The organism is Sphingomonas hankyongi (assembly GCF_023516575.1).
Lineage (GTDB): Bacteria > Pseudomonadota > Alphaproteobacteria > Sphingomonadales > Sphingomonadaceae > Sphingomicrobium > Sphingomicrobium hankyongi.
The window spans coordinates 461,073-482,575 of sequence record NZ_JAMGBE010000001.1 but is presented as its reverse complement, the minus strand read 5'-3'; the positions used below and the strand labels follow the sequence as shown (position 1 = coordinate 482,575).

Below are 21,503 nucleotides of genomic sequence, written 5' to 3'. Positions count from 1 at the left end.
GTCGGTGGGGCTGCTCGTGCTGCTCCTGGGCGCCGCCGTCTTCCTCAATTATGTCGACCGCGGCGCCATCGGTATCGCCGCGCCTTTGATGAAGACCGAGCTGCGCCTCAGCGCCACCCAGTTCGGCCTCATCGTCTCGGCCTTCTTCTGGGTTTACGCGCCGGTCCAGCTCTTCGTCGGCTGGCTCGTCGATCGCTTCTCTGTTTATCGCCTGATGGCCGGCGGCTTGGTCCTGTGGGCGCTGAGCACCCTGGCGATGGGCCTTGCCGGCGGCTTTGCGTCGCTGCTGGTACTCAGAATCCTGCTGGGGGTCGGAGAGACGATCGCTTTTCCTGGCGGATCGAAGATCATCACTCGCCATGTCCCACCGGAGCGGCGCGGTATGGCCAACGCTGCACTGGCGCTAGGCATCGCCCTCGGGCCTGCGGCGGGAACTTTGGTCGGCGGGATGATCCTCGCCTCCTTCGGGTGGCGCGCGATCTTCCTCGCCTTCGGCGTTGTGACGCTCGTTTGGCTGCTGCCCTGGCACAGGACAACGCGTGGACTGGACGTTGTGGACGAAAAGGTCGAACCGAATGTCCCCATTCGCTTTTTGATCGGGCGGTGGTCGCTGTGGTCGATGTCCATCGCGCACATCGCCAGCAACTACGTCTTCTATTTCATACTGGCCTGGCTGCCGCTGTACCTCACACAGTCGCGCGGCCTGTCGATCCCCGAAATGACGTTGCTCGCTACACTGGGCTATGCGGCGCAGGCCGTCGCCGCACTGACGTTCGGCGGCATCTCCGATTGGTGGACGAGGAATGGCCGGAGCGAAGCGTCGGTTCGCAGAGGGATGATGATGCTCGGTCAGCTGGTGGCCGCAGGGGCGGTTCTCGGCCTCGCTTATGCAAGCACGAAGGTCGAAATCGCTGTGCTGCTTTGTGTCGCAGGAATGGCGACCGGAGCGCTGTCCCTCAACACATATGCAGTAGCGCAGATGTTCTCCGGGCCGAGAGCGGCGGGAACCTGGGTAGGCTTCCAGAATGCCGTCGGGAATCTTTCGGGAATCTTCGGTCCGGTCGCCACGGGTGCGATCGTAGATAGCGCTGGTTACGGCACTGCGTTCGTAGTGACCGCCGCGGTCGCGGCTGCCGGTGCTTTGTGGTGGGTCATTGGCGTGCCAAGGATCCAACAGATCCCCGTTTGAATCGCCTCGGGAGCCGGTCGGCGATCAGTCCATTCAACCCATCGGCCAGGTTCTTGGATCCCGCGCTTATGAAGCTTTCTATCGATCGCGCCGTACCTGGCGTGCGGTTCGCGTCGATCAGAACCGCGTGCCCGTCGTGCATGATCCAGTCGAACTTGCCGAAGTCGAAGCCCAGCCGCTCGCGTTCGGCGCGAAGCTCAGGCGGAACGTCGACCGGTTTATTTTCCACAGCGTCGTTCGCCTTGCCGATTGGCTTCGGGCCAACAAAGCGCGTGCAGCGCTCCCGCGATCCCATGAAAACCCAGGTGCGGAACGCAAAGCCGCCCGATGCATCGGGCTCGGTGATGAACTTCTCCACGATAAGCGACGGGTCTTGCCAATCCGCGTCGTCGACCTCGTCTCGATGATTGAAGATGCGGTAGGGAGTGCGCATCGCGCCCGGGTGCGGCATCGCTCGCTTGCGGTTTTCGGCAAGACGATTGTGGGCGACTTCCGGCTTGCCCTCCGAGTTGAGGTTTGACTTCACGATCACCGGCCCGGACCAATCGTCTCCCGGCGCCAAGCGGAGACTGCTAATACGGCGCTTGGTGATATCCGTGGCCGCGAAATTGATCGTTGCTTCATAGTGTGCGGCAAGGGCGAGATATTCTTCAGGGACCACCGACGCATCGACGTGCAACAGAGCGATATCTCCCGGATGGGGCTTTGGCCCCGTCGTCACGTGGCAATCGTGACCCATGGCGGCGAGGTGGTTCATGACATCCCAGAGCATGTACATGCTGGAAATTGCGCCAGACGGATCGCGCCGGACGAATACGTCGAACTCGTGCGTGACGATCACAAGCTTCGCCATCGGTCGCTCAGGCCGCTTCGCAGACGATGCGCCGCAATACCCAGCGAAGCTCGACACCGCTCCCCGCGGCGTCCAGGCCTATCTCGCGCTCGAGGGAACTGGCGACCTCGGGCGGCGAGAGTGCGTCAATGCCGAAGAGGCCCGAGCAGAACTCGCCTGCCTCGATCCTGTCGCGAAACTGCCAGGGGACGCTGATCAAGCTGTCATCGACGACGCGGAAGGACGACTCCGCCAACGAAAGGCATGTTTTGTCGTCGAGGAATCGGCCGTTGTGCCCTCGAGGGTTGTGGCAGGCGACGAACCCATTCAGGAAGCGAGCAGGCGCCGTGCCGACTGCGACGTCCGCGAGGACAGCCGTGCCTCGCTTGCGAATCAGGCGCCGCATTTCTCTGAAGACCAGGGGAAGCTGTTCTTCATGGTGAAGGCCCGCAAGACTGATCACGTGATCCACTGATTGCGAGGGAAGCGGAATTTCGGTGATCGGCGCGAGGATGGTCTCGCGGTCCTTTGGCGCAAGCTCCCGGAACTCTTCAACCGGCTCGACCCCGACATAAGACAGGTACGGAGGAAGATAGGGAGCAAGATAGCCGCCGCCCGCGGGAATGTCGCACACGACGCCCGGGCCCCGTCCTCGCAGCGGCTCTAGGACTGCCTCGAACTCGGCTGCACGTGCCTCAGGCGCGAGCCCCATTGCCTGATGGTAGCTGCTCGCCCGATCCGCGAAGATCTCGGTGTACGTGTCGAACAAAATGGCACCCGTTTTGTGGTGTGTATGCGGTCAGCGAAGCCCCCTGAGCCCGCGCAGCTAAGCCAATTCGCGACGAGTTGCGAGCAACTGCCCCGGCCGGGCGGGGCCGTTTACGCGGAAAGTGAGTCTTTCTAGCCACTTTTTCCCCACTTTCGTCGCGATTGTTAACTTTTTCGCTTGGCTTGCGACTCGCGATGATTCAAAGATTCATCCTGTAGGCTCAACGCGTTGCTGCTTTTGGGGGGATTTTGGTCATGAGCATCGATTTCATCCGGCCGGAAGTCGACGAACTTCGTCCGCGGATCAGCGTGATCGGCGTCGGCGGTGCGGGCGGGAACGCGATCGCGAACATGATGCGTGCCGACGTGCAAGGTGTCGATTTCGTCGTTGCGAACACTGACGCCCAGGCGCTCAACGCTTCCGACGCGGACCGCCGGATCCAGCTCGGCCTCAAGATCACGCAGGGACTGGGCGCAGGCTCCAGGCCCGAGATCGGACGTGCCGCGGCGGAAGAGACCCTCGACGAGATCATCCAGTCGCTCGAGGGCGCACACATGTGCTTCATCGCGGCCGGCATGGGCGGCGGCACCGGAACCGGCGCGGCCCCGGTCATCGCCAAGGCCGCCAGGGACAAGGGCATCCTGACCGTCGGTGTCGTGACCAAGCCGTTCGCGTTTGAGGGGGCCCGTCGCTCTCGCTCAGCCGACTCCGGAATCCAGGAGCTTCAGCAGCACGTCGACACGCTGATCGTCATTCCGAACCAGAACCTGTTCCGGCTCGCCAATTCGGAGACGACCTTCAAGGAAGCCTTCGAGATGGCGGACGAGGTGCTGCAACAGGGCGTTCGCGGCATCACCGACCTCATGGTCATGCCGGGACTCATCAACCTCGATTTCGCCGACGTTCGTTCGGTGATGAGCGAGATGGGCAAGGCCATGATGGGAACGGGCGAAGCAGACGGAGACAACCGGGCGATCGAGGCGGCAGAAAAGGCGATCTCCAATCCGCTGCTCGACGGGGTCAGCATGAAGGGCGCCAAGGGCGTCATCATCTCGATCACCGGCGGCGAGGATATGCGCCTAATGGAGGTCGACGAGGCCGCCAGCCATATCAAGGAGCTGGTTGACCCCGACGCGAACATCATCTGGGGCTCGGCCTTCAACAACGACCTTGGCGGCAAGATTCGGGTTTCGGTGGTTGCGACCGGCATCGAGGCGGAGGCCTCGGCCCAGCCGGCTCCGGGCAAGGTCTTCACCTTCCCGCAGCGTGCCGCTGCCCCGGTGCCCGCTGCCAACTTCGCAAAGCCGGAAACAGCGGAAGCGCCTGAATCCGACGAAGAGGCGGCGCTCGAACTCGGCGATGAGACAGATGACGAGAACGAGCTTCTCCTGGATGCCGACGACATCCTGACGGCACCCGTGGGTGCGCCGCCGATTGCTCCGCCGGACGATGACGACGCCGTGGATGCGGGTACTAGAACTGCCGGGGGAACCCTGTTCGAGCGTATGTCGAACATCGCTCGCGGCGCTCCCAAGGCGCAGATCGAGGGCGATGAACCCGGCTTCCGCGAGCCGATCGATATTCCGCGTTTCCTCAACCGGCAGAATAACCAGTAGTCAGACGTCCTCAAACACCATCGGGCGGCCCTCCGGGGCCGCCTTTTTTGTCTATTCGGCGGCGGGAAATGCGAAACAGCAGCCGCCTCACCGCCGCGTCGGCACGGCTCATCGTAAAGCATCTAGGCAGAAAGCTCTCCGTAAGATTCTCTACTCCACGGGGAGTTTGATGCGGGGAGCGATGCGCAGATCACTGGTTTTGGCGCTGGCCTGTGCGGGTGCGGCCTTTTCAGTCGCGCCTGCGTCGGCTCAGTCGAGCTATTCACAATATGCGGAGACCCCTTCTGCCGCGCTCGCGCGCTACGTGCGCCTGCTGGCGTCCACCCCCACCGATTTTTCGGCGTTGATTGGCGCGGGCCGAGCCGCTCTCGCGGTCGGTGACGCGCAGGCTGCTGCGGGCTTCTTCGCGCGTGCCGACGAGGCAAACCCGCGCAGTCCGCTGCCGCAGGCAGGCATGGGCGCAGTTTCAGTAGCCAACGGAGAGGCGCAGGCCGCCCTTCCATATTTCGCCCGCGCGCAGCAGCTCGGAGCGCCTGTTGCTGTGATCGGTGCCGATCGTGGCCTCGCCTACGATCTGCTCGGCCGTCAAGCGGAGGCGCAGGCGGATTACCGTGCCGCACTCATTGGATCCGATGGCGCGGAAGCTCGCCGCCGGTTGGCGCTGAGCCTGGCGATAAGCGGTAAACAGTCCGAGGCGCTACAGACGCTGGCGTCGCTCGGCGGCGATGCCGGTGCGCGGCGCTGCCGTGCGTTCATTCTCGCGTTGAGCGGCGACAGCAACGGGGCCATGGCCGCGTTCGATGCCGCAATGCCCGGTAGCTGGTCGAGCATCGCGCCGTTCCTGAAGCGTCTGCCCGCGCTGCCGGCGGGCCAGAAGGCTGCTGCCGTCAACCTCGGAATCTTCCCGGATACGTCCGACACTTATGCTTACGGCGGACCGCCACCGGCGCCTTCAGCTCCGTCGGTGAATTACTCATCCGCCGACTCTCCGGCTCTGCCGATCGATCAATTGCTGCGCGCTCCGAGGCCCGCTGCGCAAGCAACTCCGAGCTGGCAATCGGCGCCGCCTGCGCATTTGGCGTCAGCCCAGATTCCGGCGCGCGCTGCCCAAGCCCGGCCAAGTCCCGCCACGGCCTCAGAGAAAAAGCTCTGGCTACAGCTCGCAAGCGGTCAGAATGCCGATGCGCTTTCGGGTCAGTTCCGCCGTATCAAGTCCCGCAACAGCGACCTGTTTGACGGTATAAGCGGCTATGTCGCCAGGAGCCCGGACCGTTCTCGACTTGTGATCGGACCGTTCCGCGGCAGCTCCGACGCGCAGATCTTCCAGCAGGACCTGGAATCCGTGGGCATCAACGCATTCAGCTGGACCAGTTCCGAATCCGATACGATTGTGCCACTCGGCACATAATGAAGCTTCCTCCAGGCGTCGTCGCCCAGCCGGCAATGTCGGTGGGCCGTCGCCATCCAGAGCCTGACCCAGGTCCGCGCGGTCCGCGCGACATCTTCCAGCGCGACCGCGATCGTATCATCCATTCTGTCGCCTTCCGCCGCCTGCGCCACAAGACGCAGGTGTTTGTTGCTCCTGACGGCGATCACTATCGGGTGCGGCTGACGCACAGCATTGAGGTCGCGCAGATCGGCCGCACCATTGCGCGAGCGTTGGGACTGAACGAAGACCTGACCGAGGCGCTCTGTCTTGCCCACGATCTCGGCCACCCTCCCTTCGGTCACGGGGGTGAAAATGCGCTAGACGCAGCGCTCGCCGAGGCCGGCGGGTTCGACCACAACGCGCACACCATACGCATCCTCACCTTGCTGGAGATGCCCTATCCGGACTTCGACGGACTCAACCTCAGCTGGGAAGCGCTCGAGGGCTTGGCAAAGCATAACGGGCCGGTGCTCGATCCCTCATGGGCGCTCAGGGAAGCGAACAGCCAGTGGGACCTCGACCTGACGAGTTGGCCGAGCCTTGAAGCCCAGGTCGCAGCGATCTCGGACGACATTGCTTATGACAATCACGATGTCGACGACGGACTGCGGGCCGGCCTGCTAGACATCGACGAGCTGCGGGAGCTGTCGATCGTCAACCGGCTGTGGGATCGGGTGGCCGAGCGTCATCCCGGAATCTCCACGGATAAGCGGCAACGCGCACTCACCCGTGACATGATCGGGACCATGGTCGAAGATGTGCTGGCGGAGACTCAGAGGCGCGTCGCAGAAGCTGGAGTCGAAACGATTGACGATGTTCGCGCGGCAGGCGTGCAGCTTGCCGGCTTTTCAGTCGATCTCGCGGCGGAAGAGCGCGAGTTGAAGCGCTTCCTCTACGATCGCCTCTATGGATCAACGGAGCTCGAAGCTGTGCGGCTTGAGGCCGAGCGGGTCGTGACGAACCTCGCGGCCGCCTATCGCAACGACCCATCACTCCTGCCGGAGGCTTGGCGCGGCGAAGGCGACGAGGAGCGAAAGCTGCGGAACATGGGCGACTTCATCGCCGGGATGACGGATCGGTTCGCAATCGCCCGGCATGAAGAGCTGGTTGGACCGGTACATCTGCCCGACCGGTTCTGACAGGTGACGTTCGGGCGCGGCTGCGCTAGAGGCGCACGCTTTCCGGAAATTCGGGACTGAAATTGAGCCTGTACGCCCAATATGCCGCGCTTCTCGATGGAGTGCTTGACGACCTCGTTGCCGACGGCACGCTGCCTCCGGAGCTTGACCGCAAGAACGTAACTGTAGAGCCGCCGCGCGACCCTTCCCATGGCGATCTCGCCACCAATGCTGCGATGGTGCTGGCGAAGCCGGCCGGGACGAATCCGCGGGTGCTTGCCGAGGCGATCAAGCCAAAGCTTCAGGCATTGCCGCCCGTGGCTTCTGTGGAGGTCGCGGGACCCGGCTTCATCAACCTTCGCCTGTCCCCGGACGCCTGGCGCGACGAATTGCGCACTATCGTTCGGGACGGGGAGAAATATGGCCTGTCGAAGATCGGCGCGAACGAGCGCGTGAACGTCGAATATGTCTCGGCAAACCCCACGGGGCCGATGCACGTGGGTCATTGCCGGGGAGCAGTCGTGGGGGACAGCCTCGCCCGCCTTCTCGAGGCCGCCGGCTTCCGCGTCACGAAGGAATATTATGTCAACGACGCGGGCGCGCAGGTCGATACGCTCGCCCGGTCCGTGCATCTTCGGTACCGCGAAGCGCTGGGCGAGGAGATCGGGGAGATTGGCGAAGGCTTCTATCCGGGCGATTATCTGAAGCCTGTCGGCACGCTGCTCGCTGCCGAATATGGCGACAAATTCGTCGATGCGCCCGAGACAGAGTGGCTAGCTCCGTTTCGGGAGGCTGCCATCAAGGCGATGCTCGACCTTATCCGGCACGATCTTGGCCTCCTCGATATCCATCACGATAAATTTTCTTCCGAAGCGGAGTTGCAGGCATCGGGTTCCGTCACCCGCGCGATGGAGGTCCTTCGCGAGAAAGGCCTCGTCTACGAAGGTGAGCTTGAGCGGCCGAAGAGCATCGATCCCCACGACGAGTGGGAGCCCGTCGAGCTGACATTGTTCCGGTCGACGCAGTTCGGCGACGATCAGGACCGCCCGATGAAGAAGTCGGACGGCAGCTGGACATATTTCGGATCGGACGCGGCCTATCATTGGGAAAAGGCTCAATCCGCGGACCATCTGGTCAACATCTGGGGCGCCGACCACGCCGGCACCGTGAAGCGGGTGCAGTCGGCGGTGAAGGCACTAACCGACGGTCGCGTCGATCTCGACGTCAAGATCGTGAACATGGTGCGCCTGTTCCGCGCCGGCGAGCCGGTGAAGATGTCGAAGCGGGCCGGCGACTTCGTTACGCTCGCTGACGTCGTAAATGAGGTCGGCAAGGACGTCGTGCGCTTCATGATGCTCACGAAGCGCGCGGACACGCCCCTGGATTTCGACTTCGCGAAGGTCCTCGAAGCTTCCAAGGACAATCCGGTCTTCTATGTCCAATATGCCCATGCGCGGATCAGCTCGTTGAAGCGCAAGGCTGCGGATGCCGGCGTTAATCTCTCTGAGCATCCCGATCTGGCGCTGCTGGATGATGAGGAACTCGCTCTCGTTAGGCGAGCCGCCCAATACCCAAGAGCGATCGAAAGCGCGGCCATGGCGCACGAGCCGCACCGGATCGCTTTCTTCCTCTATGATTTGGCTGCCGAATTTCACGCTTTGTGGAACAGGGGAAACGACGATCCCTCGCGGCGTTTCCTGCTTGAAAACAATCCACAGCTTTCTCGCGCGCGGCTGGAACTGGCTCTCGGAATCGCGCAAATTATTCGGAGCGGTTTAGGGCTCATGGGGGTCACCGCGACCGAGGAGATGCGCTGACAATGACCGACGCCCAGGCGGCGGTCGGCATGGACCGGCTGCCGTGGCTTGACGACGAGCCGGCTCAAACGCCGCGCGCCGCACCCACACCTGTTCGGACGAAGTCACGGCCGAGGTCGCCGAGCGGTCGTGAGTTGGCTGGATGGGCTGTGGCGGCTGCACTGCTGGTAGCGGGCGGCTCCTTCTGGCTGGGCACGCAGTCGGCCCGGGAGTCCCCGGAAGCGCTCGCACCTCCCCCAACGCAGTCGACGGCAAAGCTTCCTGAAGCCGCCTCAAATATTCAGCCGCAGGTGCCGATCGCTACCGCGCCTGAAGTTCTGCCGTCCCCGACCCCTACCATCGCCGTGCCGCCGTCACCGGTTCGGCGAACCTTAGTTCGCTCGAGAAAACTCTCGCCGATGGACATGAAGAGCAGCGATTTGTCCAAGACCGTGGAGGAACAGGAGCGCGCGACTGCGAAGCCAGAATCGGCGAAATCCGAAGTGGCGAAACCGGCCACCGCGCCAGCGGCTGCAACTCCGCCGGCGGTTGCAAAGCCGCAACCGCTGCGGCTGTGGCCATCGACCGAAAGCAAGGGCGCCTACGGCCGGGTCGTGAGGATAGGCGCATTCGGGACTCGGCAGCAGGCCAAGCTCGGCTGGCGGCGCATGCAGCGTGCCTATCCTGCAGTCGGCCGGCTTCCGGCCACTGTCGTCACGGACCGCAATTCGCGCGGAAGGACTTTCTATCGCTTCCAGATCGGAACGACATCGCAGGCGCATTCGGAGGTTCTTTGCCAAAGGATGCAGACGATTCATTTCAGCTGTGCCGTGGTCGGGCTGCCCTGGAAGGCCAAGGTTGAGCGATGACAGACCAGCGCGGCACTTACGACGACGGACAACTGCCCTGGCTGCAGGCGGTTGAAGACGAAGACGAGCCGCGCGGCGTTTCGGGGCGCAAGATGCTTGCCGCCCTCCTCGTCGTCCTTGCTGCGGGAGCACTGGTGGCGGGCACGTTTTTCTGGCTCGGCAGCCGCGGCGGCGATGTTAGCGGCCCGCCCGAGTTGATCCGGGCAGAAGCCGGGCCGTACAAAGTAAAGCCACCGAACCCGGGTGGTCTCGATGTTGCCGGCGAAAGCCAGACCGCCTTCGAGACCAGCGCCGGTGAGGACAAGGACGCACAGCTGGATCTCAGCGCCGTGCCGGAAACGCCGGTCGCGGCGCCCAAGCCCGAACCCAAGCAGGAGCCGAAGCCGACGGCGGCGCCCGCCGAAGGGAAAACTCCCCTCCCGGCGGAACCTCCCACGTCCGGCGGCTCCGGCAGCGTAATCCAGCTCGGTGCCTTCCAGAATCAGGCGCAGGCGGAGCGGGCATGGAGCGCGCTTGCCGCGAGGTTCCCTAGCGTTGCGGCGCTCAGCAAGATGATCGTGCCCTTTCCCGGCGGGATCCGACTTCGCGCTGGCGCTCCCTCGCCGGCCGCAGCCCGCGAAGCCTGCCAGGCATTGAAGGCAGCAGGCGAGAACTGCTTCGTGGCACGCTGATGCAGGCGGCGATCTATGGCCTGGCCGGCGCCGAGCTGAACGAAGACGAACGCACTTTCTTCCGTGATGCCGATCCCGCGGGATATATTCTGTTCGCGCGCAATTGCATCGATCGCGCGCAACTTGCGCGCCTGACGGACGATCTTCGCGCAATCCATGGACGAGCCGACCTTCCTGTCCTGATCGACCAGGAGGGAGGTCGCGTTGCGCGGATGAAGCCACCCGAGTGGGTTGCCTTTCCACCGGGCGAGGCGTTCGACCGCCTCTACCGCATCGCTCCTTCGTCCGCGATCGAGGCGGCTCGCGCCAATGCGCGCGCCCTCGCCTTGATGCTTCGAGAGGTCGGCGTGAACGTCGACTGCCTGCCCGTGCTCGACGTCCGGCAGAAAGGGGCCAGTGACATCGTTGGCGATCGGGCAATGGGCTCGGAGCCGATGCAGGTCGCGGCGCTCGGACGTGCGGTGCTCGATGGGCTCGCCTCCGCCGGGGTCGTCGGCGTCGTCAAGCACATTCCGGGACATGGACGCGCATTGGTCGACAGCCACAAGGAACTGCCGGTGGTTACTGCCAGCGCCGAGGATCTTGAGACCGACCTTGAGCCGTTCGAGCGGCTTGCATGGGCACCCATGGGGATGGTCGCCCACATCCTGTTCACCCAATGGGATGACGAAAGGCCCTCAAGCCAATCGCCGGGAATCATTCGAGACATCATTCGCACGCGCATTGGCTTCGACGGGTTCCTGATGACCGACGATATCGGGATGGAGGCCTTGTCCGGAACGCCGGGAGAGCGCGCAAAGCGATCGCTCCTGGCAGGCTGCGATGCCGTGCTGCATTGCTCCGGCAAGTTCGATGAAATGCTCGATGTGGCCGCGCATGTTGGCGATCTCGCGCCCGAGGCGGAGGCGAGATTGGCGCGGGCTATGGCGTCGACGCTCGTCGACGACGAAGGGCCGGAGTTTGCCGAGATGGTCGCGAAGCGCGACGCCTTGCTGGCGCTGGCCTGAGATGGACACCGACGCGGATTTCAACAGCAAACCGGTCCGCCAGTCGGACGAGCTTACGCTGACCCTGGGCGCCTGGGAGGGGCCTCTCGACCTCCTGCTGAACCTGGCTCGGGCCCAAAAGGTCGATCTCGCGCAAATCTCCATCCTGGAACTGGTCGAGCAATATCTGACCTATCTTGCCGAAGCCCGCGCGCTGAAGCTTGAGATTGCTGCCGACTATCTGGTGATGGCCGCCTGGCTGGCATATCTCAAATCTTGCCTGCTGCTTCCCAAGGATCCGGAGCAGGATCCGAGTCCTGAAGAGATCGCCCTCCGCCTGCAGATGCGCCTTCAGCGGCTCGACGCGATGCGCGAGGCCGGTGCTCGCTTGCTCGGGCGCGATCGCGTCGGGCGCGACGTATTCCTTCGCGGCGCGCCGGAAGGCCTCCGGCTGGTTCGGAAGTCTGCGTGGCAGGTGCGCGATTTCGACCTCTTTGCCGCTTATGGTGCCGTCAAGGCGCGCACGGCGCCGGCGATGCACGTCGTTCACGCGCGTTCGGTGATGACGCTGGACGAGGCGATCGAGCGCGTCGGACGAATGATCGGGGCAGCGCTGGACTGGACTTTCCTCGAAAGCTTCCTGCCGACAACTCAAGACTCGAAGTTCAGGCGCTCGTCGCTCGCGTCAAGTTTCCTGGCGATGCTGGAGCTGGCCAGACGCGGTCGCCTGGAGTTCGTCCAGGAGGACGCTTTCGCGCCGATCCGCCTCCGAAGGGCGGCCTGATGGATGAGTTTGCCAGAGCTGTGGAAGCGACCCTGTTCGCTTCTGCGTCACCACTCAGCACCGACGAGCTTCGCGAGCATGTTGGCGACGGCGACATAGAGATCGCGCTTGGCGAACTTTCGGCGCACTATGAGGGGCGCGGGATAGAGCTGGTCGAGCGTGGCGGCCGGTGGCACTTCCAGACCGCACCCGATCTCGCGCACTTGCTGCGTCGAACCCGGGAGGAGCCGCGCCGCCTTTCCCGGGCAGCGACCGAGACCCTGGCGATCATCGCTTATCATGAACCCGTCAGCCGGGCTGAGATCGAGGCAATTCGCGGAGTGCAGATCTCCAAGGGTACGCTCGACGTGCTGATGGATGCGGGGTGGGTTCGTCCTGCTGGGCGACGGGAAGCGCCCGGTCGGCCTTTGCTTTATGCGACCACGCAGGAGTTCCTCACCCACTTCGGCCTTGGTTCGCGCCGCGACCTGCCCGGCATTGACGATCTGAAGGCTGCCGGGCTGCTGGATCCGCTCGATGAGGGCATGTTCCAGTCGCTCGGCGAAGAGCAACTGGAAAGCGAGGACGAGGAGGGCTAGATACCCGCCTCAAAGGAGTTTCCCCATGGGCGGTTTTAGCATCTGGCATATCCTGATCTTCGCGGTCATCGTGTTGCTGCTCTTTGGAGGCAACCGCTTCTCCGCGATGATGGGAGACGTTGCCAAAGGCCTGAAAAGCTTCAAGCAGGGCATGGCAGACGAGGATGACGAAAAGCGTCAGCGCTACGACGAGCAGCGTCGTTCCGAGCCGCCGCGCCAGATTCGCCAGGACGAACCGATCGACGTGACGCCCCGCCGTGAGGACAGCGCCGCCCCGCCGCCGCGGGACGATCAAGCGCGCTAAGCCCTGAGGGGCATCCGCCATGTTTGGCGTCGACAGCACTGAGCTAGCGGTCGTCGCGATCCTTGCTCTAATCTTCATCGGTCCCAAGGACCTCCCGAAAGTCTTGCGGGCGATCGGCTATTGGATGGGCCGCGTTCGAGGCATGGCGCGCCATTTCACTTCCGGCATCGAAAGCATGATGCGCGAAGCCGAGTTGGAAGAAATGGAGAAGAAGTGGCGCGAGGAGAATGAGCGGATCATGCGGCTTTATCCGCCGGACCATGAGCTCGGCGGCGCTGGCCAGCCAGATGCGATGCCTCCGGTCATGAAGCCCGGTGACGCCGACGAAGACCCGCGCCCGCCCACCGAGCGGCCCCTTCCATGAAGGACATCGACGAGACAAAGCAGCCGCTGCTCGAGCATTTGATCGAGCTCCGGCGCCGCCTCCTATGGTGCCTTGCGACCTTGGTCGTGACCTTCTTCATCTGCCTTGCATTCGCGAAGGATATCTTCGCGATCCTGGTGCAGCCGCTGCTGAAAGCAGGGCAAGGCAAGCTCATCTACACGGACATTTTTGAAGCCTTCTTCGTGCAGGTGAAGGTCGCGCTGTTCGCGGCCTTCATGCTCAGCTTCCCGATGCTTGCGACGCAACTGTGGCGTTTTACCGCGCCCGGCCTCTACGCGAAGGAGAAAAAGGCTTTCTTGCCCTTCCTGCTGGCGACACCCTTCTTTTTCGCCGGCGGGGCCACTTTTGCATATTTCATCGCAATGCCCTGGGCCCTGCATTTCCTGCTTGGGTTCCAAGGCGATGTGGGCGGCGTCAGCCAGGAAGCTCTGCCCGGCGTCGGAAACTACCTTAATTTCGTCACCCGATTTTTGTTTGGTTTCGGCGCCGCGTTCCTGCTGCCGATCCTGCTGATGATCCTCGAGCGGGCAGGAATCGTCACGCGCGAGCAACTCGCGAAGTCACGGCGCTACGCCATCGTGGCCTCCGCCGCGGTTTCTGCGGTGCTGACGCCACCCGACGTCGTGTCAATGCTGATCCTGCTAGTGCCGCTGTACGGCCTTTACGAATTGGCGATCCTGGCGATCCGTATCACGCACTGGCGCGCCGCGAGGCGAGCCGCGCGGTCAGAAGGTGCCGAAGTTGCTGAGCCCCAGACAGAAGAGGGCCCGGAAGCGCCACCGGGGGGGGGGAGGGTTGGCGGTTCCGGGCCCATTTAAGCGGATAGCGAGAGCGGGGGGGCAAAAGGTCACTATCCGAACTGCATAACGCCCCTTCTTCGAGAACAGTTCCGGCGATCAGAATCTTTTTTTGGCTACAGCCGTAACGATCTCGGCGATCGCATCAGGCGGGAAACACCGGCAGATCAACGCTATAGCGGCCCAGCTTGCGGTCGAGGTTGGATCGGAGCTGCTTCGCCAGACCCCCGACGATCCGCTCGAATTGAACTTTCTCTGGCGTTTCGTTCGAGTCGCCTTCGGGAACGAGCACCCGGCTGTTGAGAGTAAGCCGGCCCGTCAGCTCACTGCTCCGCCGAAGCGATACCTCGATTGGGTCCTGCGGACAGTTCAGCATCGCGAACTCAACGATTTCGGTGACGAGGAACGCCACGGCAACCGCGGCATCCTGGGTCGTGTAAACACTGTCGAGGTCCAGCTCGATCATCAGTCCACGCGCGGCCTCCGGTGCGCTTGCGCGGAGCTCCGCGGCAAGCTCGGTAAGCAGCGGCCGAAGCGCGATTCCCCGGCTTTCCTCCATCTCGGCGAAATGGTTCCGGTGTACGATGGAAAGAGCGCCCACTCGCCGGCTGATCGAGGCATAAGCGGCGCGCGCTTCCGTGGTCGCCGCGCTGCGTCCGTGAATGTTTAGCAGGGAGGCCACCACCTGCAGGTTGTTCTTCACGCGATGGTGGACTTCCCGCACCAGCCGCTTCTGCCCTTCGAGAGCTGTCGTGACCTCACGTTCGGATTCCTCGGCCCGTGAAAACGCCCTCCCAAAGGCATCGCGCAGGTCCTGTATCTCGGTCGACGGGCCTACCTTTCGCGGAAGCTGGAGCGGGCCTTGCGCCGGGTCGTATCCCTGAACGGATCGCTGGAGCCGCTTGAGAGGGCGGATGAGCAACCGCGAAACGAGCAGCCAGGCGATCAGCGCGGCCGCGACCCACATCAGGAGCGGAAGGAGTAATAAGAGACGGTCGGCGGTAGTGATGCGCTGTTCGGCCATGCCCACACGAACTTTCAGATCGGTGCCGGCGATGGGCCAGTCGCTGACTGCGAGATCGTCGACGCCCTCGCCCGGGTCGATGAGCGTTAGTTCGTCGTCGCGGTCGCGAATGACGAGGAGAGGGATGTCGAATCCCGCGTCCGAGATGGCGGCGCGCAGCTCCTGCAGGGGGATCACGGCTGTAGCCATGCCATTGATGACTCCGGTGCGAAGCGCGATGGCATTCCCCGCAGGAGAGATTTGCACCGTAATTGCGCCGGGCGCCGTCACCGGGAGCGAGCTCGTGTCGCCGAGGCTGACGGTTTGGCAGATGGGATTCCCATCCGGAGATTCGAGTTCGAACGCTTGGGACACCGCCGGCGCGATCGCAAGCGCGTTGCGCGCTCGGTCGCAAGCCCTCGATGCGCCGCCTTCAAGGCCGCCGTTGGCGGCAATGCGCAACGCCAGGGCGTTACGGGCAATCAAGCTTTCGATTGACCGAGCGGCCACCTGCGCCTGGTCTTGGCTGCGGCCTTCCAATGCCGAATTGGCTTCGCGAATGCCTTCCTGACCGACGTAGGCCAGGCCGATACCGATCGGCAGGAGCACCGCGGTGAGTATGAGGAGGAGCTTGGCTGCCGTCGGAAGACGGGCGAATCGTTCCGCCGCGCTCATTCAGCGCTCCAGCCGACGAACCTAGCTGAGCTTCCCGATGAGATCGGCGAAATCGTCGGGGACGGGCTCGCGAAGCGTATCGTCGTAAATCGTGCGCAAGGCGCGTCCGAGGTCGCCGGATCGCTGCTTGCGGGATTTTCTGTCGGAAGCCGAGGATGACCTGGAGCGCCTGATGTTCCCTGCTCCTTCCGCCTCGCCCTTATTTTTGGCACTCAACCTCTCGTCCCCCCTCGCGCGGGTACAAGCGCGCGTCATACAAATTCAGCCTTGCGGCGCAACGGTCTAACTGTGGATCTGTCCAACCCCGATACAGCTTGGGCCAACCACTGCTTCGTCCACAGTCGTAGATTTCACGTGCGGTTAGCCCGGGAGGGAAACCAAATGGCCGGTGCTTTGTTCCAGTGCTGATCATTCTCTGGGGGCGGAAGAAAGCCGGGCTGACGAACGGTCCTTCCAGGGTTGCAACAATTCCGAGGCGCCGCCAAAGACGCGGCAAATCGATTTGATGGAGAGCCTTCACTTATGTCGCTTGGCCAGGAACTCGCTCCACATTTGCCATTCCTCCGCCGTTATGCGCGTGCCCTGACGGGCAGCCAGGCGCACGGGGATGCGTTCGTTCGCGCGACGTTAGAGGCAATCGTGGCGCAGCCCGACGAATTCCCGCGCGACGTCGATCCGCGGCTTGGACTTTACAAGACGTTCCATGCGATCTGGTCGACCGCCAATATCGAGGAAGGCGAGGAGCCATCCCAGAGCCTGACTGGCGCAGAGGGCATCGCGCAGGCGCGCCTATCGCGAATCACCCCTTTGTCTCGCCAGGCGCTGTTGCTCACGTCGCTCGAGGGATTTTCCTCGGAGGACACCGCCTATCTGATCGGCGCGTCTCCCGCGGACGTGGATTCGCTCGTCGCCGAGGCGCTCGAGGAAATCGAGCGCCAGACGCTGGCGGATGTGCTCATCATCGAGGACGAGCCGATCATCGCGATGGATATCGAGACGATCGTTCGTGACCTCGGCCACAACGTGACTGGCGTTGCCGTCACGCGCGACGAAGCGGTCGCCCAGGCGCGGCAGCACCCGCCGGGATTGGTGCTCGCCGACATTCAGCTTGCCGACGATTCAAGCGGTATCGACGCGGTAAAGGACATCCTAGCCGAGTTCTCGGTACCGGTGATCTTCATCACAGCGTTCCCGGAGCGCTTGCTGACCGGAACTCGACCGGAGCCTACCTTCCTGATCACCAAGCCATTCCAGCGTTCGACCGTTAAAGCGGCGATCGCACAAGCATTGTTCTTCGACGCAGCCACCGTTCCTGCCGCCTGATCACGGAACAGGGGCCGGGCAGGCGCGTTGGCCGGGGGAACAGTGATTTCGTGACGAGAGCTTAATGGTCGATCCGCTGCACACCGAACCCTCCGTTCGGGAAACCACCACTGAGGCGCGAGCCGGGTCAACGCCCGGCGTTGCGCGCAACGTGCTGGTCATCGGTACGCTGTTGGTCGTGATTTTTTTTGCGATCATCGTCTTCGTCGGGCGGTCTTGAGCACCTAGCTTCTGCCACGTTCGCTGTTCATCTTGGATCAAACCTCACGGCTCCAAGGCCGTGTGCATAACGGGTGGGGATCAGTCCTTGGCTGAAGATCGTATTGAGGAACTGAGCGAAGCCCCGGCCGAACACGTCCCGTTGTCGGATCCGGAATTCAAGGAACAGCTGTCGGCGGTTATTCCGCATTTGCGTGCATTCGGCCGGTCCCTTTCGGGAAGCCGCGATCTTGCGGACGACCTCGTCCAGGAAACGCTGTTGAAGGCATGGGCTGCGCGCCAGCGCTTCCAGGCCGGCACGAACATGCGTGCCTGGACCTTCATTATTCTGCGCAACTTGTTCCTGAGCCAGATGCGGCGAGCCCGGTTCAAGGGCGAATGGGACGATATTACCGCGTCGAAGATCCTCGCAGCACCCGCAAGCCAGGACCGGCACATCGAGCTTGGCGACATGCAGCGGGCGCTGATGCATTTGCCGCAGCCCCAGCGCGAGGCGCTGATCCTGGTGGGCGCGGGCGGGTTCGCCTACGAAGAAGCTGCGGAAATCTGCGGCTGCGCGGTCGGCACGATCAAAAGCCGCGTGGCGCGCGGAAGGGTTGCGCTCGAACAATTGCTTTCGAGCGGCAAATTGCCATCGCGTCGGCAACACCGGACCGACCCTGACAAGTCAGCCCTGCAGACAATCATGGGCGAGGTGGATGAACTAAGCCGGGACCACGAACGCGAGTGATCGCGGCGATTCCTTTCAGTTCAACTTCCGCAACAGCTCCGCAAAATCACGGTCGCTCGGCTCTGCCGCCGCAGCCTCGAAGGCGCGGCGCAGCGCGGCCGTGATACCGGCGTGAGCGGGCGGAATGTCCACACGAATGACCCGACGGTCCATGCTATCTAATTCCGACGCCGCAACGTTTTCTCGTTCCAGCTTCATTTGAGAGACAAACGACTAAAACGCGGGGGAAGTTTCGTCGAAGGGCATTTTCGGCCATCTGTTCGTCGAATGAGGTCTGACGGCAACACTAAGACTCGTGAAAGCGCGGTCATCCGCGCGAAGGCTCATTCTCCCTTCCTGCGTGAAGCGATCGAGCAGCTTCCGGATGTGGCCGAGACGTTCCTTGGCATTGGGACTTCGGCGGCAATTGACGTCGCTCTCTCTAAAGTCGCGCCCGAAGTCGAAGTCGAGCTGAGGAGGCGTCGGTACGCTTTGGCCCTCGCAGTCGCGCTGGGGGACCTTTCGGGAGAGATCGAGCTCGAACAGGTGACAACATTGCTTTCCGATTTTGCGGATTCCGCAATAGATCGTGCGCTGGCTCAAGCGATCGAGGAGCGGGTGCCGGGCGCCGGTGCCGCGGGTTTTGCTGTGATCGCAATGGGCAAGCTCGGCAGCGGTGAGCTGAATTATTCGTCTGACGTCGACCTGCTTTTCCTGTTCGATCCCGCAATGCTCGCAAAGCGCGATCGTGACGACGCGGGGGAGTCGGCGGTCCGCATCGGCCGGCGGGTGATCGAACTTCTCCAGCGGCGGACGTCCGACGGCTATGTCGCACGGGTCGATCTTCGACTGCGGCCCTCGCCAGAGGTCACGCCCATCGTTCTGCCGGTGGACGCCGCCATCTCTCACTATGAGTCGAGCGCCGCGCCGTGGGAGCGTGCTGCCTTCATCCGTGCGCGCGCCTGCGCCGCCGACAAAAAACTCGGCGAGCGCTTCCTGGAGGCGATACGCCCCTTCGTTTGGCGGCGGTCGCTCGACTTCGGCGTTATTGAGGACGTGCGGCAGATTTCCGCGCGGATCCGCGACCATTTCGCCCAAGGCGCGAAGATTGGCCCCGGGTACGACTTGAAACGCGGGCGCGGGGGAATCCGCGAAATCGAATTCTTCGTCCAGATCCAGCAAATGATTCATGGCGGCCGCGACATGTCGGTGCGCAACCGCGCCACGCTGGATGCATTAGCGGCGCTCGTTGAGACGGGGAGAATGGATGAGAAGTCTGCGTCGGTGCTCAGCGAAGCATACCGATTGCTGCGAACGATCGAGCATCGTGTTCAAATGGTCGAGGACGCTCAGACTCACATGCTTCCCGCGGTGCCCGAGGCCCTCGAGAATGTCGCGCATCTGCATGGGCTCGATTCGGGCAGCGCTCTCCTGCGCCTGCTCGAACCCCATGTGGAAGCGGCCGGCTCATTATTCGACAGCCTGTCGCCGGAGGGCGACGACCGCCTTTCGAACGACCCGAACCTTCTTGCGAGCGAGCTCAAGGGACTAGGCTTTACCGAACCGGAACTCGCCACGCGGCACGTCGCGGCCTGGCGGTCGGGCAAGGCCCGCTCGCTGAGGTCGCCGGCGGCACAGCAGGCCTTCGAAGCCATGCTGCCCGGATTGCTCCAGGCGATCGCCAGTGGCGCCGATCCGGCCCATGCGCTCAACCGCCTCAGCGACATCGTCGAGCGGCTGTCGAGCGGCATCAACCTGTTCCGCCTGCTTGGAGCCCGCCCCAACCTTGCGCGACTCCTGGCCAAGATACTGGCCCATGCCCCCACCCTTGCGGATCAGCTGGCTCGCCGACCGGAGCTGCTGGAAGGTCTTTTCGACGCTTCGAGCTTCGAGATGCCTCCGCCTGCGGAGGAACTTGCGGATCAGCTGACAGCGGCCATGCACGGTCATCCCTACGACGTCGCGCTGGACCGGGTAAGAAGGCTCGTGAATGAGCGGCGGTTCGCGCTCGGCGTCCAGCTCATCGATCGGCATCGCGACCCTCTTGAGGTCGCCTTCGGTTATGCGCGGGTCGCGGAAGGGGCAGTGCGGGCGCTCGCGTCCGCGGCGTGCCGAGAGTTTGAGGAAAGCCATGGCAGTTTTGCGGCCGGCGAACTGCTGATATTGGGGCTTGGGCGCCTCGGCGGCTGCGCGCTGACGCACGCCTCGGACCTCGACATCATCTATCTGCACACCGCGCCCGAAGGCTCCGTCTCGGACGGTGCAAAGCCACTTGGGCCAAACGACTACTTCAATCGGCTCGCGAGCAGAGTGACGGCGGCCCTCAGCGTGCCGACGGCCGCGGGCCCGCTCTACGATGTTGACATCCGCCTCCGCCCTGAGGGTGCGAAAGGCATGCTCGTCGTCTCGCTAGAAGCCTTCGAACGCTACCAGAGAGACGAAGCCTGGACATGGGAACATATGGCGTTGTGCCGCGCGCGCCCGGTCTTCGGGTCACACGAGGGCAGGGCGCAAGTGCAGGGCGTCATCGATGCGATCCTTCGGCGGCCGCGCGACATCGCGCAGGTATCCCGCGATGCCGCGAAGATGCGCACCGATATGGAGCACCACAAACCCGCGAAGAGCGCGCTCGACGTGAAGCTGGGACCGGGGGGCCTCGTCGATCTCGAATTCGCGGTCCACGTGTTGCAGTTAACAAGGCATGTTGGTCTCGATCCCCGTCTCGATGTCGCCCTCTCAGAACTGGAAGCCGATTCTTTACTGAACTCAAATATTGTTGATGCACAAAAGTTGCTCACCAGGATGTTGGTGTTGATGCGGCTGGTGGCGCCCGATGACGTGAAGCCCACGGCGGAGACCTGGCAGCTCGTTGCTGAGGCTTGCGGCGCGGGGAGTTGGGACGCATTGCTCGCCGGCCACGACGCAGCGCGACAAAGCGTCGCCGAGCTCTGGGACAGCATCAAGCGAGAGGGTGAACAATGATTGGGGAAGGTGACAAGGCTCCGGCGATTACGATCAGCGCTAGCGACGGCTCCGCGATCGATCTTTCCGCACCCGGCCAGCCGCTGGTGCTCTATTTTTATCCGAAGGACGATACGTCGGGCTGCACACGTGAGGCACAGGATTTTACGGCGCTCGCAAACTACTTCGATAAAGCCGGAGTGAAGGTCGTCGGAGTGTCGCGCGACCCCATGAAGAGCCATGAAAAGTTCATCGGCAAATATGGGCTCGCCGTGCCGTTAGCCTCGGACGAGGACGGACGGATTTCAAACGCTTTCGGCACTTGGGTCGAGAAGTCGATGTACGGGCGCAAATATATGGGAATGGAACGCGCGACCTATTTGATCGGCGCCGACGGCCGGGTGCTACGATCTTGGCGCAAGGTCAAAGTGCCGAAGCACGCCGAGGAGGTGCTGAAGGCGGCCAGCGCAACCGCCGCCGCCTGAGCCGC

General features: G+C 63.2%; 23 protein-coding genes. 18 read left to right on the top strand and 5 right to left on the bottom strand.

The features are described 5' to 3' along the window. Positions 1-4 precede the first annotated feature (4 nt). On the top strand, positions 5-1,189 hold the full coding sequence (locus LZ538_RS02525) for an MFS transporter (RefSeq protein ID WP_249830421.1): 1,185 nt from the start codon (positions 5-7) through the stop codon (positions 1,187-1,189). Here the strand turns inward: LZ538_RS02525 and LZ538_RS02520 are convergent. Together LZ538_RS02520 and LZ538_RS02515 are read right to left on the bottom strand one after the other, a co-directional pair. Further along, the gene (locus LZ538_RS02520; protein ID WP_249830420.1) at positions 1,152-2,042 is read right to left on the bottom strand and encodes an ATP-grasp domain-containing protein; all 891 of its coding nucleotides are present in this window, start codon (positions 2,040-2,042) and stop codon (positions 1,152-1,154) included. The two genes, LZ538_RS02525 and LZ538_RS02520, sit on opposite strands and share 38 nt — an antisense overlap. Before the next feature lie 7 nt (positions 2,043-2,049). Further along, on the bottom strand, positions 2,050-2,790 hold the full coding sequence (locus tag LZ538_RS02515) for a class I SAM-dependent methyltransferase (RefSeq protein ID WP_249830419.1): 741 nt from the start codon (positions 2,788-2,790) through the stop codon (positions 2,050-2,052). A gap of 254 nt (positions 2,791-3,044) precedes the next feature. Here LZ538_RS02515 and ftsZ point away from each other — a divergent pair, with 254 nt between their 5' ends. From ftsZ to tatC, 12 genes are all read left to right on the top strand, one after another. Next, positions 3,045-4,406: a cell division protein FtsZ gene (ftsZ, locus tag LZ538_RS02510; RefSeq protein WP_249830418.1), complete on the top strand. Its 1,362-nt coding sequence runs from the start codon at positions 3,045-3,047 to the stop codon at positions 4,404-4,406. A gap of 181 nt (positions 4,407-4,587) precedes the next feature. Next, complete coding sequence (locus tag LZ538_RS02505; RefSeq protein WP_249830417.1) at positions 4,588-5,814, top strand: tetratricopeptide repeat protein; 1,227 nt, start codon at positions 4,588-4,590, stop codon at positions 5,812-5,814. After that, on the top strand, positions 5,814-6,974 hold the full coding sequence (locus LZ538_RS02500; RefSeq protein WP_283937536.1) for a deoxyguanosinetriphosphate triphosphohydrolase: 1,161 nt from the start codon (positions 5,814-5,816) through the stop codon (positions 6,972-6,974). The genes LZ538_RS02505 and LZ538_RS02500 overlap by 1 nt, the downstream gene beginning before the upstream one ends. 62 nt (positions 6,975-7,036) lie before the next feature. Further along, positions 7,037-8,770: an arginine--tRNA ligase gene (argS, locus tag LZ538_RS02495; RefSeq protein ID WP_249830416.1), complete on the top strand. Its 1,734-nt coding sequence runs from the start codon at positions 7,037-7,039 to the stop codon at positions 8,768-8,770. A 2-nt stretch (positions 8,771-8,772) separates the two neighbouring features. Then, positions 8,773-9,618, top strand: a complete 846-nt coding sequence (locus LZ538_RS02490) for an SPOR domain-containing protein (RefSeq protein ID WP_249830415.1) — start codon at positions 8,773-8,775, stop codon at positions 9,616-9,618. Beyond that, the gene (locus LZ538_RS02485; RefSeq protein WP_249830414.1) at positions 9,615-10,289 is read left to right on the top strand and encodes an SPOR domain-containing protein; all 675 of its coding nucleotides are present in this window, start codon (positions 9,615-9,617) and stop codon (positions 10,287-10,289) included. Before LZ538_RS02490 ends, LZ538_RS02485 begins: the two co-directional genes overlap by 4 nt. Further along, complete coding sequence (gene nagZ, locus LZ538_RS02480; RefSeq protein WP_249830413.1) at positions 10,289-11,296, top strand: beta-N-acetylhexosaminidase; 1,008 nt, start codon at positions 10,289-10,291, stop codon at positions 11,294-11,296. The genes LZ538_RS02485 and nagZ overlap by 1 nt, the downstream gene beginning before the upstream one ends. 1 nt (position 11,297) lies before the next feature. Next, positions 11,298-12,059 carry a segregation and condensation protein A gene (locus LZ538_RS02475; protein ID WP_249830412.1) on the top strand — a complete coding sequence of 254 codons (762 nt, stop codon included), beginning with the start codon at positions 11,298-11,300 and terminating at the stop codon, positions 12,057-12,059. After that, positions 12,059-12,637: an SMC-Scp complex subunit ScpB gene (scpB, locus tag LZ538_RS02470; protein WP_249830411.1), complete on the top strand. Its 579-nt coding sequence runs from the start codon at positions 12,059-12,061 to the stop codon at positions 12,635-12,637. The genes LZ538_RS02475 and scpB overlap by 1 nt, the downstream gene beginning before the upstream one ends. Before the next feature lie 25 nt (positions 12,638-12,662). Next, positions 12,663-12,941, top strand: coding sequence for a twin-arginine translocase TatA/TatE family subunit (locus LZ538_RS02465; RefSeq protein ID WP_249830410.1), 279 nt, complete (start codon positions 12,663-12,665; stop codon positions 12,939-12,941). Positions 12,942-12,960: 19 nt separating this feature from the next. After that, entirely contained in the window at positions 12,961-13,305 is a 345-nt protein-coding gene (gene tatB / locus LZ538_RS02460; protein WP_249830409.1) for a Sec-independent protein translocase protein TatB, read from the top strand. Next, positions 13,302-14,144, top strand: a complete 843-nt coding sequence (tatC, locus tag LZ538_RS02455; RefSeq protein ID WP_249830408.1) for a twin-arginine translocase subunit TatC — start codon at positions 13,302-13,304, stop codon at positions 14,142-14,144. The genes tatB and tatC overlap by 4 nt, the downstream gene beginning before the upstream one ends. A gap of 124 nt (positions 14,145-14,268) precedes the next feature. Here the strand turns inward: tatC and LZ538_RS02450 are convergent, their stop codons facing one another. Both LZ538_RS02450 and LZ538_RS13400 read right to left on the bottom strand, forming a co-directional pair. Continuing rightward, positions 14,269-15,801 carry a sensor histidine kinase gene (locus tag LZ538_RS02450; RefSeq protein WP_249830407.1) on the bottom strand — a complete coding sequence of 511 codons (1,533 nt, stop codon included), beginning with the start codon at positions 15,799-15,801 and terminating at the stop codon, positions 14,269-14,271. 21 nt (positions 15,802-15,822) lie between these two features. Then, complete coding sequence (locus LZ538_RS13400; RefSeq protein ID WP_430741938.1) at positions 15,823-16,056, bottom strand: NepR family anti-sigma factor; 234 nt, start codon at positions 16,054-16,056, stop codon at positions 15,823-15,825. A 267-nt stretch (positions 16,057-16,323) separates the two neighbouring features. Here LZ538_RS13400 and LZ538_RS02445 point away from each other — a divergent pair, with 267 nt between their 5' ends. From LZ538_RS02445 to LZ538_RS02435, 3 genes are all read left to right on the top strand, one after another. Beyond that, the gene (locus tag LZ538_RS02445) at positions 16,324-17,124 is read left to right on the top strand and encodes a response regulator (protein WP_249830406.1); all 801 of its coding nucleotides are present in this window, start codon (positions 16,324-16,326) and stop codon (positions 17,122-17,124) included. A gap of 64 nt (positions 17,125-17,188) precedes the next feature. Further along, positions 17,189-17,344 carry a hypothetical protein gene (locus tag LZ538_RS02440; protein ID WP_249830405.1) on the top strand — a complete coding sequence of 52 codons (156 nt, stop codon included), beginning with the start codon at positions 17,189-17,191 and terminating at the stop codon, positions 17,342-17,344. Positions 17,345-17,431: 87 nt separating this feature from the next. Continuing rightward, entirely contained in the window at positions 17,432-18,073 is a 642-nt protein-coding gene (locus tag LZ538_RS02435) for a sigma-70 family RNA polymerase sigma factor (RefSeq protein WP_249830404.1), read from the top strand. A 15-nt stretch (positions 18,074-18,088) separates the two neighbouring features. Here LZ538_RS02435 and LZ538_RS02430 read toward each other — a convergent pair whose 3' ends face one another. Continuing rightward, positions 18,089-18,226 (bottom strand): hypothetical protein, encoded by a 138-nt coding sequence (locus LZ538_RS02430; protein WP_249830403.1) that lies wholly within the window; start codon positions 18,224-18,226, stop codon positions 18,089-18,091. Between the two features lie 114 nt (positions 18,227-18,340). On the opposite strand from LZ538_RS02430, the gene LZ538_RS02425 reads away from it, so the two are divergent. Beyond that, positions 18,341-21,034, top strand: a complete 2,694-nt coding sequence (locus LZ538_RS02425; protein WP_249830402.1) for a bifunctional [glutamine synthetase] adenylyltransferase/[glutamine synthetase]-adenylyl-L-tyrosine phosphorylase — start codon at positions 18,341-18,343, stop codon at positions 21,032-21,034. Beyond that, positions 21,031-21,498 (top strand): peroxiredoxin, encoded by a 468-nt coding sequence (locus LZ538_RS02420; protein WP_249830401.1) that lies wholly within the window; start codon positions 21,031-21,033, stop codon positions 21,496-21,498. Before LZ538_RS02425 ends, LZ538_RS02420 begins: the two co-directional genes overlap by 4 nt. The last annotated feature ends 5 nt before the right edge of the window (positions 21,499-21,503 follow it).